At 47.7% G+C, this 16,079-nt stretch carries 8 protein-coding genes; 1 reads left to right on the plus strand and 7 read right to left on the minus strand.

Annotated features, from left to right (window positions below):
• Positions 1-193: 193 nt before the first annotated feature.
• The 3 genes from NC796_RS07245 to NC796_RS07255 all read right to left on the minus strand — a co-directional run bounded on the left by NC796_RS07245 (position 194) and on the right by NC796_RS07255 (position 6,299).
• Positions 194-1,720, minus strand: a complete 1,527-nt coding sequence (locus NC796_RS07245; RefSeq protein ID WP_310683453.1) for a RagB/SusD family nutrient uptake outer membrane protein — start codon at positions 1,718-1,720, stop codon at positions 194-196.
• A 29-nt stretch (positions 1,721-1,749) separates the two neighbouring features.
• A complete protein-coding gene (locus tag NC796_RS07250) occupies positions 1,750-5,136 on the minus strand; it encodes a TonB-dependent receptor (protein WP_310683457.1) in 3,387 nt (1,128 codons plus the stop codon).
• A gap of 77 nt (positions 5,137-5,213) precedes the next feature.
• Positions 5,214-6,299, minus strand: a complete 1,086-nt coding sequence (locus NC796_RS07255; RefSeq protein WP_310683459.1) for a FecR domain-containing protein — start codon at positions 6,297-6,299, stop codon at positions 5,214-5,216.
• A gap of 242 nt (positions 6,300-6,541) precedes the next feature.
• Here NC796_RS07255 and NC796_RS07260 point away from each other — a divergent pair, with 242 nt between their 5' ends.
• On the plus strand, positions 6,542-6,706 hold the full coding sequence (locus tag NC796_RS07260) for a hypothetical protein (protein WP_310683461.1): 165 nt from the start codon (positions 6,542-6,544) through the stop codon (positions 6,704-6,706).
• A gap of 266 nt (positions 6,707-6,972) precedes the next feature.
• On the opposite strand, the gene NC796_RS07265 is transcribed toward NC796_RS07260, so the two are convergent.
• From NC796_RS07265 to NC796_RS07280, 4 genes are all read right to left on the minus strand, one after another.
• Complete coding sequence (locus tag NC796_RS07265) at positions 6,973-7,647, minus strand: RNA polymerase sigma-70 factor (protein WP_310683463.1); 675 nt, start codon at positions 7,645-7,647, stop codon at positions 6,973-6,975.
• A 393-nt stretch (positions 7,648-8,040) separates the two neighbouring features.
• Complete coding sequence (locus NC796_RS07270) at positions 8,041-9,450, minus strand: sulfatase (RefSeq protein ID WP_310683465.1); 1,410 nt, start codon at positions 9,448-9,450, stop codon at positions 8,041-8,043.
• A gap of 142 nt (positions 9,451-9,592) precedes the next feature.
• Positions 9,593-13,042 carry a ThuA domain-containing protein gene (locus NC796_RS07275; RefSeq protein WP_310683467.1) on the minus strand — a complete coding sequence of 1,150 codons (3,450 nt, stop codon included), beginning with the start codon at positions 13,040-13,042 and terminating at the stop codon, positions 9,593-9,595.
• Positions 13,043-14,015: 973 nt separating this feature from the next.
• Positions 14,016-15,338 carry a Gfo/Idh/MocA family oxidoreductase gene (locus NC796_RS07280; RefSeq protein ID WP_310683469.1) on the minus strand — a complete coding sequence of 441 codons (1,323 nt, stop codon included), beginning with the start codon at positions 15,336-15,338 and terminating at the stop codon, positions 14,016-14,018.
• Between the last annotated feature and the right edge of the window lie 741 nt (positions 15,339-16,079).

Genomic DNA, 16,079 nt, shown 5'->3' on the forward strand with positions numbered 1-16,079 from the left:
TTAATCATTGATGTGAAGGAAAGAATGAAGACCCCACTACTACCGAGATTGATACCGTATTATTCTTCAGATTGTTAAATCATCTCGACCGTTTTCCTGTAACCCGTTTTTAAATCTCAGGACAGATTAAGCAAAGTGAGAGTCCGGTCCCCAATTGCACCGGACCCTCAGCTGCTTGTAAGAAACGTGTCAATTAATACCCTGGATTTTGCTCGAGATCAGGATTGAGGTTTATCTCGCGGAAGGGTATCGGGTACAAAAGCTGATCTTCCGTTACGTTAAAAGAAGCTGCTGTAGGAGCATTACCAGGAGCATAATAGTAATCCTGTGGATTGGCCTTTACACGCTCGCCGAAGTCATTCATCACCTGCACGGCACGGCCTGTTCTCACGAGGTCGTGCCAGCGTTTATTCTCAAACGCGAGCTCAACCCGTCGCTCTTGCATGATGGCATCGCGAAGGTCAGCCTGTCCGGTTGCAGTGTAATCGTTCAAGCCGGTTCTATCGCGAACTTCGTTGAGGTATCCCTGGGCTTCTGTAAGTCGACCACCCTGCTCGTTGATCGCTTCGGCCATCATCAGCAGTACTTCGGCATAGCGATAGACAGGCCAGTTTTGCTCAGTCTGTCCAAACGAAGGATGATCATGTTGATACTTTTTGATATAGGGCGTTCTGTCATAGGTAAAGCCGGTAATCGGGGATGAGCCCGAATAGCGACCGATAGAGGCGGCATACCTTTCGTCCTGAACCGTATCTTCGTATGCTTCAATCAGATCCGGCGTGGGCGTATTCCAGCCACCTTCATTGAGCTGGGCCGGGGAAACACCGGTTATTATGGAAGGATCATTCAGCCTGGGCAGAAAATGATAAGGAAACAGGCTGTGCAGACTTTGTGAAGTTCCGGCCAGGAATTCAACCTCAAATACCATTTCGTCGTTGCCTTCATTGGCGGGATCAAAAACGTCTGCATAATTTGGCAGCAATGAATAGTTCGTCACATTGGACAGTGCAGATTCAGCATCAGACCAACGCTCCAGCGTCAGGAAAACATCGCCCAACAGCGTGTAGGCAGCTCCCGATGTGGCCCGGCCGGTTTGCTGATTAGCCTTCGAAGGAAGTAGGTCAGCAGCGGAAGTTGCATCGGTAATTACCTGATCATACACATCGCTGGCGGAAGACCTTGCAAGAGAGGTCTCTTCCAGTGATCCCGAAGGCTCCAGGTGTAATGGCACGCCTCCAAAATTCCTGACCAGGTCGAAATAGGCAAACGCTCGTAAGAAAAGAGCTTCTCCCTTCAGCCTGTCTTTGACCGACTGATCAAAATCGGCCTGGTCGATCTGTGACAGTATTTCATTGGCGCGAGCAATGATCTGAAAGTTATTGTTATACTTATTTGCCACAACACCATTGTTAGATTCAACAAGAAACGTCGCTACGTTTTCTGAGGTAACTGCGCCCCTGTTATCTACGTTAAAAGTGAAATGCGTATTATCGGAACGCATTTCTGCCAGCATCCAGTCTCCACCTGACCCAAACACAGTTTGGGCATCATAGATTGACTGCAACGGTGCATAGGCCCCATTAACCGCCTGCTCAAAATCAGACTGGGTCTGGAAGAAGTTCTGGGGCGTTACGGCAGTTTCAGGGGTGATATTCAGGAAGTCTTCACATCCGCTTATGAACACAATCAATATTCCGATTAATAATATTCTGAATTTCATAACTATACCCTCTTTAAATTCTTTTTTGATTAGAAGCTGAGATTTACACCAAAGCTGACAGTCCGGGGGATGGGGTATGCCGTTTGGTCAATACCCAGAGCGGTGTCACCACCTCCGCCTTCCGTGTCTGCATTTGTGTTAACTTCTGGATTCGGACCAGGGTAGCTTGTTATGATAAAGGCGTTTTGCACGCTTCCGTAAAACCTCAATCGACTTATCATGCTGTTACTGCTTACCGGCAAGGTATAACCAAGCGTAATATTCCTGGCCGTAATGTTGCTTCCATCATATATGAACCGTGAATTCCACCAGTCGCGCTCTAGGAACGTCGTTCCCTGGGCAACGCTTCCGTACCTGCCATCTCCCGGATCTTCAGGCGATTTCCAGCGATCTTTTAAGCCCTCGAGCACATTAAATACGCCATCCAGGTTCGTAAGATATTGCTCTTCCAGGCGGATAATGTCATTACCATAGGCGCCACTAAGCGTCAGTGAAAAGTCAAAGTTTTTGTAACGCACTGTGTTCGTCATTCCGAAGGTAAAGTCAGGATGAGGATTACCAATGACAGTCCGATCGTCCTGGGTAATAATGCCATCACCATTGACATCCCTGAACTTTACTGTTCCTACCTGCGAGGTCGTGTGCTTCGGAGAGTTATCAAACTCTTCCTGGTCATCGTAGACTCCATCATGGATCAAGCCATAAAACTGTCCGATGGGCTCTCCAACCTCCGTGATGTGACTTTCCGCAATTCCACTGAAAAGTGCGGCATTTTGCGTACCAAGTTCGACCACCTCGTTCCGGTCAAAGGAAATATTGAAATCAGTGCTCCAGGAGAGATTGGTATTCTCGATGTTAAATGATTTTACAGAGAATTCGTGTCCCCAAAATTTCAGCTCCCCAATATTGGTTTGGATATTGCCAAAACCGGAAGCCAAAGGGACCTCAACGTTATAAAGCAGATCCGAGGTGTTTTTCCTATAGTAGTTGTAGGTTAACTGTAACCGTTCGTCAAAGAAATTCACATCCAGCCCCAGGTTATATTCCTTGTTGGTTTCCCACCCGAGACCTTGATCTCCCAGGTTATCTACTGCACGACCTGAAGCCAGGCCACTTCCAAAAGCATAGTTGGCGGAACTGATCGTGGAAATATGGGTATAGTTCCCGATGCTGAAGTTACCCACTACACCATAACTTGCCCGCAGCTTCAGGAAGCTGATTAAATCAGATTCAGGCATAAACGGTTCTTCAGAGATAATCCAGCCAGCGGAGACAGACGGGAAGTTACCCCAGCGATTGTTGGAGCCAAACCGTGAGGACCCATCTCTGCGTATAGAAGCGGAGAACAGGTACCGGTCTTTATAGCTGTAGTTGACTCTTGCCAGGTAAGAAAGCAAAGACCACTCCTGAACATCGGATGCAATAGTGGTTTGTCCGGCGGCACTGACCTCACGAACTTTGTCATCGGGATAATTCGTGGCCGTAATCTCGCTTGTATTCAGCTCAAACTTCTGTGCCGTTGCTCCAACCAGCGCATCAATGCTATGATCACCGAGGTCACGCTGGAAGGTCAGTGTATTCTCATTCACCCACGATGTGTAGGTACTTTCAAGCAGAAATCCATTTGGTATAATGGGAGGCGGTGCAAAAAGCTGCCCTGTGGTGGATGGATTAAAGTTGAAGAATCGTCTGGAACCAAGATCAACATTGCCAGATGTTTTCAGGCTGAGGCCATCCAGAATTTCGTACTCGATTATGGCATTAGAAAGTAACTGCGTTTCTTTTTCATCATTCACACGTTCCCTGGCCGTTCGCAAAAAGTTGGGATTACCGAACGTAGCCGGATCCTGCGCTATAAGCGGCAGTGATCCATCGTCGTTACGGGCTGGCGCCAGTGGAGTAGAAAGGACGGCACCACTGAGTATCCCCCCGTTCCATGGGGCATCATCCGTATTGGAATTCGTATTCATTGCAACGTTGGGTGCTACGTTAAAGCGAATATTCAAATTGTCAATAGGCTGGAAATCGGTGTTGACGCGCAGAGAATATCGCTCATATCCAGTGCCTATGACCACGCCATCCTGGTTTAGATATCCCGCCACAGCTGTCGTGCTAAATGTCTCGGTACCGGTACTCAGCGAGAGACTGTAGTCCTGAATTGGTGCCGCCTCGGTCACGGCGTCATACCAGTCGGTGCCATTGCCGTATTGCGACGGATCCTGGAACGCTTCATCCACCGGCCGACCGTTGAATTCGTCAATCTCCTTCTGGAATTGCGCATATTCATCTGCTTCCATCACATTTGGCCGTCCCCTTTGCGGAATCTGTTGCACCCCGTAGCTGGCGTTAAAATTAACTTGGGTCTGACCAGCTACCGCTTTCTTGGTTTCAATGAGTACCACTCCGTTGGCTGCCCTGGAACCGTACAGCGATGTTGCAGAGGCGTCCTTAAGTACACTGATACTCTCAATTTCATTGGGGTTGAAATTGCTGATATCACCCGTGATCGGCATCCCGTCTACAACATACAGGGGGTCACTACCTGCAGTTATAGAAGCCGCACCTCGGACTCTCACTTTTATCCCTTCGCCCGGTGCCCCGGTATTTTGATTAATATTTACTCCTGAAAGTTTGCCCTGGAGCTTCTGGCCGAGCTGAGCCACCGGCAGATCTTCCAATCCCTCGGAGGTAATATTTTGTACAGACCCGGAGATATCACGTGTGGATTGTGTACCATAACCGACGACAACGATATCCGATCCCTGTATCGCCTGGGGCGCCATGGCCAAATCGATGGTTGTTCGCCCGTTAATAGGCACTTGTTCCGTCTGATAGCCGATAAAGGAAAACATCAAGGTATCAGATAGAGAAGGTACATTCAGCGAATATGAGCCGTCAGATCCGCTTGAAGTACCCGTGGTTGTGCCCAGCACTGAGATATTAACACCGGGCATCGGATCGCCAGTCTGTGCGTCGGTTACCTGTCCCGTCACCGTTTCCATTGTAACCTCTTTGGATGGTTTCTTCATCTTCATCAAGACCAGCTGCTGGTTCTGGGACAGTGCAAATCGGAGCCCGGTATCATCCAATATCTCCCAAAGAGCGTCATAGAGGGTCACAGCCTTTTTCTGTATTGTTACGTATTTGCCAGGCAGAGATTGTTTGTTGTACATCAGTTTCAGGCCTGCCTTTTGGGCAACACGCTGTAATGCCTTCTCCAAGGGGGCACTTCTGAGATCCAGTTCAATTAATTGTTTAAGCTGATCACTGACGACTTCACTTTGCACTACATCTTCGTTGGAAAGTGCCAGTGCCCTCCGCCTATTATCCTCCTGTGCATCTTGTGCATACATCAGTGGGGTTACCAATATCACAAGCATCAGTATCCCTATCGTGCGTATCATTATTCCTTTCATAATTTTCCCCTTATTGGTTTCTGATTTTATATTGATATTCCTCTTTTTTGAATATCTCTGATAGATTATCCTAGCTATCATTTCCCTGGTAAATGGAATGTGATTATGCCCTCCTCTTTTTCAATTTCCAATTCAAGTGTTAATGCAATACCGTTTAGTACCTCACTCATAGGCTGGCTGTAATCGATCTCAGCAGTAAGTTTTCTACGACCGATTTCTGCATCGCTGGTTTGGATAACTATATCATACCAGCGTTCGAGTTTCGGAATAATCTCATTTAACGGCCGGTCATTAAAATTCAGTTTCCCTTCGGTCCAGCCCATATACCAGTTCATATCAATATCATTGACAATACTGGGATCACTATCGTCGCTAACCTGGCCCTTTTGGTTCTTAGTGAGAATAGCTTCGCCGGCATCTTGTAACCCTGCGTTCTCAGCCTTACCGAGAGCCACCTTGCCCTCCGATACGACGACCTCCACCTGGTTACGTTCATCTGGCCAGGCCCGTACTAAAAATTTGGTTCCCAGCACGCGGGTCGTGGCCTTTTCAGAATGGACAACAAAGGGTTTGGATTCATCCCGGGTTACTTCAAAATAGGCTTCCCCCTCCAGGTACAGGTTCCGTTGTGCCGTATTGAAAGAAAGGGGAACCTGCAGTTTACTCCCGGCATGTAAAATGACCTTCGAGCCATCGTTTAACGTGTATGTAGCTCGTTCCCCATTGCCTGTCGTAATTAAACGCATGGCAGTTTTATCCACCTTCTCCTTTTGAGAAGAGATGCTTTCATAATTGCTGTAGGCAAATAAACCGGCCGTAATAATGATGACCGCTGCAGTGGCAGCCATAACCAGGCGTCTTATAACCCGGCCGGATCGATTTTCCCGATTGTTGCCCGAGTAATATTGTCTGTCTTTTGTACCTAATACTTTTTTGACCTGGTGATCTCCCTGGTCCAATTTGTCCATGTCGGATGCGAGTCTTTGCCACGCTTTCTCAGCATCGAGATTGTAGGCTGGAACTCCTGATTGTTCCCAGATCTCACGGAGTTCTTCAACTCTCAGTGCTCGCTCGGGATTTTCATTTATCCAGGATTTCATTTGTTCCTTCTCCTCACCTTCCAATTCACCGGCGAAGTATCGTGCTAGTAATTCCCAGGGCATATTCTTTCTGCTCTTTCCTGTCGTCAATAATCGTTTTTGTTGGTTGTTCTATAGCTATTACACTTCAGTCGGAGGGTTCTATGACAAACAGACTAAATTTTTTTGAAAAATTTGGATAGGTCTAAAGGAAAGAAACTTATATAGGCTCTAAACACCCAAAAACCTCCCTTTCGAGGTATAAAAGCTTTGAATTGGAAAAGGATGGTTAGAGGTTCAAGCTGTAAGCACGCAACCAGAACTTTATGAGTAGACTCAAAAAGTACAAAGCATTTACCAGTTATATTCCATCTCAATCCACCGGGTGGCGAACCCAGCCATCCGGTGGAGAAGACTCTTTTCCACCCGGCCGCTGTTTTATGACCGGGTGGATTAAAATAAATAGGCCTACTATAGCAATCTCAACTTAATGATAACTACTAACAGATTAGTACAGTTCGTAGTAGACCGAAACCTACAATCTAAAACAGAATAACATGTTGAGGGTTAAAAAAGCATCTCAGTCATCCTGCACCCCGATGCAGGATCTCGTACGGATATACGCGTTGATTCTATTTCGATTTAATATCAACGTTTGTCATCTTTACGAGATCCTGAAACAAGTTCAGGATGACACAGTGGCTTATTTCAATCCTAAATGCGTTAATAATAGCTTATCATCTGGATCCGTATAATATCAAACCAAGAAAAGGAAGAGGATTGTCTCGAAGATGAACATTTTTTTTAGCAGCTCAGACAAACCAAGGAAAGTGGCGAACGAGAGGTAATCGGACAGGTGATTTCTGAGACGTTTCAGTGCGCGGCCCATTTGTGTATTTACGGTACCGATCGAAATGTCCAGCACTTCGGCTATTTCAGCATAGGTGAGACCACTTCTGCGGTTCAAGACAAAAATTTGTCGACACCGTGGTGGTAGCTTCTCCAGTCCCTCTTCGATATCACGCCGCAGTTCTTCAACCTCGACATCATCAGAGGTCAGCTTCGACTCTTTCAGTTCCCGGAACTTTCTGGCCACGTCATCTTCCGTATCATCTACTACCTTTTGATGACGCACTACATTCAGGGCCTCATTTTTAACGGCATTAAAAAGATAGCTCCTGAGCTTTCCGGGAGGGTCCCAACTTTCCCTTTGCGCCCAGATGTTAAGGAAAACCGACTGAACGACATCTTCGGCACGCTCCATACTCCCCAGGTAGGTTATGGCAAAGCCGTGCAACCGCTTGTAGTATGCTAAAAAGATCTTCTTAAAAGCCGATCGATCGCTTTTCTCACGAACCTGTCTCACCCACTGTTTTTCCAGCAATGGGCGAACTTCACTAACTGGATTTTGATCCTCTTTTCCCGTATCCATTATCCCGTCCCTTACTAACATTGGTAGTTATTTCACTACCTGTCCATTCCATCACAATTTTTCCTACAAATGTTTAGTCTAATAATATAGAGACAGCCGAACTGCTGAACTACTCTCTTGGTCCATAAGATTAACCTGAGCTTTCAGATAAGGAGTGGCTACCTGCTCGCCCATTTTCGGTTCTGCCTCCACGAGATTGCGGCAGAACTGCTCCCAAATGAATGTAATACGGGATGTAATCTCGCTACGACTGGATTGCTTTCCGATGGCCTTGTATAGGCAGTCGTAAAGGCTGCATCTACCCTACGCGAAGGCTTTGCGTACCCTGCGCGGAGACTATGCGTAGCCTACGCAAAGGCTATGCGAGGCCCTGGAATTTGGATTGAAATTCTTCTATTTGACGTCCTCACGCCACTGTTGCCACTTACCTCGCATCTTTTTCAACAGTTCCGAATAGTTAGCATCATTGGCTAGATTATTTTTCTCAGTTGGGTCGGACTGGAGGTCATATAATTCCTCATAAAGGGGCTCGCTGTCCAGATAACGTAGATACTTGTAACGTTCGGTACGAACTCCCTCTGATCGTGGGATGCGATCGGGAAAGCTGTGGTGCTCATAAAAGAATTCGGTTCTCCAGTTCTCGGGATTTTGGCCTTTAATGATCGGGGCAAACGATCGCCCTTGAACGCCATCCTCCGGGGTAAGGCCAGCCCAGTCAAGGAAGGTAGGCATAAAATCGAGCATCAGTACCATCTGCTCTCGCTGGGTCCCGCGCCCGGATTCTGGAACACCCGGGTGGCGGACGATAAGAGGGACCCGAATGGAGGTTTCATGGCCCAGCCACTTGCCGGCAAGTCCGCGGTCTCCCAGATACATGCCATGATCGCCTGTTAGTACAATAATCGTGTTTTCCAATTGACCCGTCTCACGCAATGCATCAACCATTTTACCCACTTGGTTGTCCACACCAGTCACCATCCGGTAGTATCGCCTTAACGAACGCTGGAAATTTAATGATTCGGGCGGTCCCAGCCGGTACTCCCATCGAACACGCCCCAATGACTTCCGTATTAGTTCTGGCTGGCTATTAAAAAATGTGGAATCTGACAAGGGAGGAGCCGGTATTTCGTCCAGCTCATAAAGAACCGCTGTAGCTGGAGATGGTGGATATGGCTCCACAGGATGGAAACCGTCCTGAACATGTGGGGCCTTAAATCCGATCGTTAGGACAAACGGTTTACCGTCAGGGGCCTCTCGTATCATTTCAGCTGCCTGGTTGCCCAGTTTATCGGTAAGGTGGACTCCTTTATTGGGAGGTTCCTCCTCCGACCAGAATCTGCCCTGCCCGGAAAACCTGCGGTCATCATCGAACACCCCTTCTGGTACCGGACCCAAGTGCCATTTACCAACATATCCAGTATGATAACCAGCTTTACGAAGTTGAGCGGGATAACTCATCTGCACCTGTTGTTCTGTAAGTTCATCAAACTGGTCGAAATAGATACCGGTACGAGCAGCGTAACGACCGATCATCAGGTTTCCACGACTGGTAATACAGGTGGCAGTAACGGCAAACGCATTGCTGAAGACCACCCCCTCACCTGCCAGTTGATCAATATTCGGGGTTTGTATGATCTTATTCCCCATGAATCCAAACGGCTTGTGATCCAGGTCATCAACATAGATCATTAGAATATTAGGGCGATCTTCTTTGCTATCTTGGGCAAATACCTTTGTTCTACCGGTGATGCTGACAAATAAAATTGAGAGTATTACAACATACAAATAGTGTAAGCTTCGCATTTCAGATCCATTTTAATAGTTACCATTATCTCTGCCTCTTTTTGAAGACCTAAAATTTAGGCCTGTACCTACTATTCAGATACAAAAAGGGATCACCTCTTTAGGAGATGATCCCTAATTTTATTGAGAAATGTTAAAAGAATCAGTTTGTCAGCCGAAATGTTATTGACGACAAGATCAGAGTACCGGCTTCGGCAGGATTTTCCGGCTGACTCACGATATAGAGATCGTGTGGATTTCCATCCGTGACTTCCTCAATGGCAATAGTAAACGGTTGGGAACTGGGTCCATCGCCGGAAGAATTGAATTCGGGTTTGAAGTTGGCTTCCCCGATGACCTCACCGTCAGGACTATCCAGGCGAAGCTCAAAAGAATATCCTGTGTTCACCGGTTGTGGAATAACACTGGTGAGTTGTATAGCACCAATTCCCGTGAGATCGATCTGCTCAAGGCTGAAAGAGCCTTGTTCCTGCGGCACCATCAAAAGCGGGTTTCCGTCAAAGGTCATGGAACTGTAGCTTTCCAGGTTGCTGGCGCCTGCAAAATTCATGGTGTTGTTTCTCAGGTACTTGCTGGCGTTGCCGGTTAGCGGCTTGACATTTGGTCCGCCCTGGTCGGTGTAACTTGCAGAGAGAATCAACATGCCGCTTGGTGTTGGCTGTTCACCCATCGTTGGATCGACCGTTCCTGAGGCAGGCAATGATTCCTGCTGCTCACTTTCTTCAGCCAGCGACTGAATCCATGTAACCATTTTACGGGCATCAGCCTCACTGATGTCGAGATGGGCCGGCATCACCGTTTCACCCCATATGCCGGAACCTCCCTGGATAATTTTATTGACCAGGTGCGGTTCAGCATTGGTAGAGTCCTCGTATCGTTGGGCAACCTCCATGTAGGAAGGCCCAATAGATTTGGAATTGAGCTTGTGGCAGGCCTGGCAATCGAGCGATTCGATCATGCTTTTTCCACTCATTGCATCGGTCATGACCTGGTGCCCCATCGAGGCTTCGGCCATGTCGCTGCCCTCCACATAATCAGCTGAGACAATCAGGGAGGAAAGATCATCGCCCGCATCGGGATCATCCGGATCGTTGACGCTGACAGAATATGCAACCGGGATCCCCGGGAAGTAGAACGAGTTGTTTCCGTTAACCTGGATGCTCAACTCAGGGGCAACATTGCCGGCATACACCAAGACTGAACTACTGGATCGCGATAGATCCCCGTCATTAACTTCAACCGAAATCGCGTATTCCCCAATTTCGTTGTAGGTGTGCTCCACGGTTGGTTCTGATGTTTCTTTGGTCGTGCCGTCTCCCAGGTCCCAAATGTAGGTCAGTTCGTCCCGTTCGGGATCGCTGGCTTCCACTCTGGCCTCTACCGTCAATGGCAACGTTCCAGAAGTCTTGTTCACCAAAACGTCATCAACCACTGGCTTCCGGTTACCTGCATTGTAGTCAATAAATGACAACCCGGAATCATCATTCTGAGAAAACCAGCCACTGCCATACTCCAGGAGATACAATCTTCCCTCGGGACCTACTTCCATATCGATGACCGCATTAAAATCGGTGTCTTCCATGAATGGGTCCATCTTGGAATAATCGCCGTTCGGCCACATGGTGACCACTTTTATCCAGTTCCGTATCCAGTCATAGATAATTAACTTACCGTCAAAATAATCCGGCAATCGGGTCTCTTCGGGGTACATATCGGTGTAGTAGACGGGTCCCGCCATGGCATTTCTTCCTCCGGTTCCCACGCCTGGAAACTCCTCTGACTCACCGTAGGGATACCAGATGAAAGCAGACTTTGCAGGGGGTAACTCCTTAATCCCATCATTTAACCGGGAATCATTAACAGGATTCTCAGGATCAAATTTTTCCCCGGGTTCACCGGTGGCATAATCAAAATGGCGGTAGGCATGATTTGGTCCGATGAACATCGGCCATCCGAAGAATCCAGCCTCACGAGCCTGGTTTACTTCGTCATAACCGCGTGGCCCACGTGTATCCATGCTGTCGGAACTGGCATCTGGTCCTACTTCCCCCCAGTAGAGATAGCCGGTCTTCTGATCAACCGAAATGCGGTAGGGATTCCGGTTGCCCTGCACATAAATTTCAGGCCGCGTTCCTTCGGTGCCCTGCGGGTAGAGATTTCCTTCCGGGATATCGTAGCTGCCATCCTCATTTACTTTGATCCGGATAATCTTTCCTCTCAGGTCATTGGCATTACCGGAAGAACGGAGTGCATTATATTGACGTCGTCCTTCGCGTTCATCCAGGGGCGCATATCCACCCAGCGTATATTCTGAGTTCTTCTGGTTAAAGGGAGTGGAATTGTCGCCGGTAGAAAGGTACAGGAGACCTTCGCTGTCAAATGCGATGGAACCGCCGGTATGGCAGCAGATATCGCGCTGAGAGTACAACTCTAGTATCACTGTTTCCGAATTCATTACGAGCTTGTCATTCTCAAAGGTAAATCGCGACAGTCGATTAACCGATGTATCGGCGGGACTGTAGTAAATAAAAACGTGGTGATTTTCTTCGAAGTTGGGATCGGCTTTTATTCCCAGCACCCCTTCCTCGGCATTTACATCGGGGGCATCTGTCTCGAAATAAGCATCCAGTCTCCCAACCTCAGTCAATGTGGAATCGCTGTTTTTGTAGAGTAGAATCCCTCCACGGCGCTGGGTAATGAGTACATCCCGGTTCGGTAAAATCGTCATCTCGGTCGGCTCGTAAAACTTCCCGACTGACAGCATCTCTTTGGTAAACCGGTTTGCTTCTGGCACCCGGCCATTTTTGGCCTGTGAATAATCTAGCTCCAGGTTTTCGTCAATGGCATACTGAATTCCAGCTAAAATATGCTGCAAATAAAGATCCTCCGAAAACGATTCACTGGTATGCCCAAGGCCGGTGTAAAAAGCGCGCCCGCCATCATAGTTGTGATACCATGCGATCGGGTGTTCACCCATGTCAGCCCCGCCCTGGTAGCTGTCTTCATCCAGTGTCATCAGGACATTGACCTGGTCATTAAAGTTCTTGTAGCTATACCATTCATCAGTCCGGATCCATGGGTTGGGCAAAAACTCTGTTGACGGGTGTGAGGCATCTTCCACTGTTAGGGTCCCCTCCTGTACATTAGGATGAGGATCGTTGATACCGGGATGATCCAGAAAGTACCCGCCCACCATGCGACCATACCAGCCCCATTCATACTCGGTGTCGGCTGCTGCATGAATGCCCACGTAACCGCCACCGGCCTGGACATAGCGTTCAAAATCGGCTTCCTGGTATTTATTCAAGACGTCCCCAGTAGTACTCAGGAAGACAACGGCAGAGTATTGTTCAAGATTTTCTTCGGTAAACTTACCAGCATCGGTTGTGGTGTCAACCTCAAACCCATTTTCCGAACCCAGCTTTTGTATTGCTGCGATACCATCGGGGATGGAGGCGTGATGATATCCCGCCGTCTTACTAAAAACCAAAACTTTGGGAGGACCGGAGCGTTGATTGGAGCATGAAGAAATGAATAGAAAAGCAGGTATTAATAAACAGAGATACTTCAATAAGTTAACGTAACGTTTCATGAATATTCGATTATTTTATGTGAAAGACATAGTCTTGATTTTGACTCCTGGAGCCGAAAATCCCAACAAAATATTGTTAATATTATAAATCTGAACAACAAAAAAGGTCGGTTCTAAATCCCTTGTCAAGTGCTTTACCCAACTAAATTGCACCAACATACTTCGCCCCAAAAGGAAACACGTGCTTTTAACGAAAAGACGTGAGGCTTAGTCTGGCTTTTATGTATACCGTCTATCAGTTCCACAGCCGACGTACCTATCATTAGGGGCATTCCCACACCCATAAAATTCCCGTGGTTGAATACCTTCAATGCCTGGGTATCAGTTCAATTTTAAACCAACCCAATATTCCATTTTTACTCAACGCCGTCAAATCTTTTTCAACTTTTTTCAAATCTTCATGGCGTCCCATTCTGCTCACAATAACCCGTTGGTTTCCTTAGTGAAAATAAATACCCCCTATAGATGCCCAAGACAGTAAAAAAGAAGATTTAAGCAAATAACTCCACCATCTGCAAGCCCTCCAGGCTGCCGCCTGGTTCCCGACAGTGCAAGCATTATAAATTACAAGCGTCCTTAATTGTGAGAGGCTTTAAACGGCATTTCCAGCATTACTCAGAGCCCTGAAAATCATTCTTCAACAAGATAATTCCTCCTTTGAAGGGGGCCAGGGGGATGTAGCGCAAATTGAATCTAATTCAGAAAGAATTGAAGAGCAACACTCACCCAACACCAACAAGAAAAAACACTGCCAAAGCCATGAACCTGTAAGTACGAGTGAAGAGCCAGCACATCCCCTTTTTCTTCGGCTGGGGCCGAATTCATTTCCACCTTCGAAGGGGGAACAGTGGGATGTAGCTTAAGCTATATCAAATTCGTAATAAACTGATAAGCAATCCGTAAACAAGAAATACCGCTATCACAGTAGTACGGGATACTTCCCCGCGCCATAAAAGCCATTACTCCCTAACCTTCAAACGGTCCAGGGATCACGATGATATCCCTTGACCAGGTTATTGGCCTTCTCACTGTTTCCAACCTGCTCTCGTTCACTGTCCCACTCAATCCGCTCTTCAGATCGATATGCGATATTCCCCAGATGGGCCGTTACAGTTGAGTGATGGCCGACTTCTACATCACAGATCGGTTTTTCGCGGGATTTTATGCAGTCCAGGAAATTGCGGACATGCTTGGCCCGGGCATTTTCCTCTACCTCCATACTCAACGCTTCCAACTTACTGTCCGGCTCAGGTGTGAGTTTTAGCGATCCCCGATCAACAAATAGAGTTCCTTCTGTTCCATGGAACATGATTCCGTAGCCGTTTCCATCCATTGGCTTGCCGTTGAGCACGCGGTTTTCATAGGTACAGACAAAGTTGGGATACTGGTAGGTTGCGGTAAGCGTATCCGGGGTTTCTCGGTTGTCTTTGAGATGAAATTTTCCTCCGGCTGCACTGACCGCTTGAGGAGCCTTGACATCCATAGCCCAGTTTACAATATCAAGAAGATGCACGCCCCAGTCGGTCATCATTCCGCCAGCGTAATCCCAGAACCAACGGAAGCTGGCCCAGCGTTGATACTGTTTCTCTTCATCCAGGATGACACCAAACCGGTTGATATTAAACGGTCGTTGCCGGGCAGGTCCCAGCCACAGATCCCAGTCAAGCCCCTCGGGTGGGTTGCTATCTGCAGGACTTCCGATTCCATCAGGGTAATCATTACTGTAATTCCAGGTCCTCACAAAGCTGATGGGCCCAAGATTACCAGACTGGATAATCTCCACAGCCTCCTGGAATACCCGTCCCGAACGCTGCATCGTGCCGACCTGTACGACCCGGTCATGCTCCCGTGCGGCCTCTACCATCTTGCGCCCTTCCTCTATATAGCGGGAAAGCGGCTTCTCAACATACACATCCTTCCCCGCCTGGCAGGCCATGATGGTATTCAACGCGTGCCAGTGGTCGGGAGTAGCGATAACAACCGCATCGATATCAGTGCGATCCAGCATCTCCCGAAAGTCGTTATAGGTATCAGCTTTGGGAGCTTGTGAAGAAGCAAAATCCAGGTTCGGTTTGTAGACGTCACTCAATGCCACTACTTCTACATCAGACTCACTCAGCATATTCCCCAAGAGTCCCCTGCCCTGGCGACCAACACCGATTACTCCAACCCGGATGCGGTCGTTGGCCCCAATAATATTGCCATAACTCTGCGCACTCAGCCCCAGTGACAGGCCCGCTGTGCCAGCTGTCAAAGTTTTGATGAAATTCCTCCTGGATGTTGAACGATCAGTCATTTCAAATCCCTTTACTTTTTTTGGTTTAATGGTCAAAGAGACCCAGCTACCATTCCCGTTTTGATCTCATTATTAATCTATCGACAACAGTTGTTTTTGCCAAGCAAATTTTCCCCTGCATCCGTATTGATATTTCTATAGCATCTCAGAAACATATTGTAACGCGTTTAGGAATTGAATTTAATTGTTACTGAATGCTCCCTGCACTGGAAGTACAAGGGTTCGGATTAGGACTGAAAGTCTTTTCCCAAAAATTACCTCCTTTTCTACAAGAAAGCGGATTAGTCCTCTCCAATTGGAGTACCTTCAAGGGCTTAGGGTATCCTCCTGCACCCTTCAAAGGGGAAGGGCTGTGAGCCCGGCAAGAAAAATTCCCCCTTGAAGGGGGCTAGGGGGATGTAGCCCAGATTGAACCAAATACACCATGAGCTGATGAGAAACTTACTGCCAACACTGACACGAAGATACCAATGCAATAGCCGGGAGCTTGCAAGCCCGTGGAGGGAGCTAGCACATCCCCCTTTTCTTCGGCGGGGGCCGAATTCATTTCCCCCTTCGATGTTCTGTTCGGGGACATGGTTTACACCCGTTCGGGGAGATCCTTTACACTTTTTAATTAGCATGTTGATTTACAGTAATTGTTCGAATTTGTTGATGGCAAAAATAGACGTCATACCTGTCCTCGGACTCCGAGCTAGCTCGGAGCGCGAGGCGATAGCCGCTGAAGGCGCGCCCGACCGT

Origin of the sequence: Aliifodinibius sp. S!AR15-10 (genome assembly GCF_031569985.1) — a bacterium.
GTDB lineage: Bacteria > Bacteroidota > Rhodothermia > Balneolales > Balneolaceae > JAMQKA01.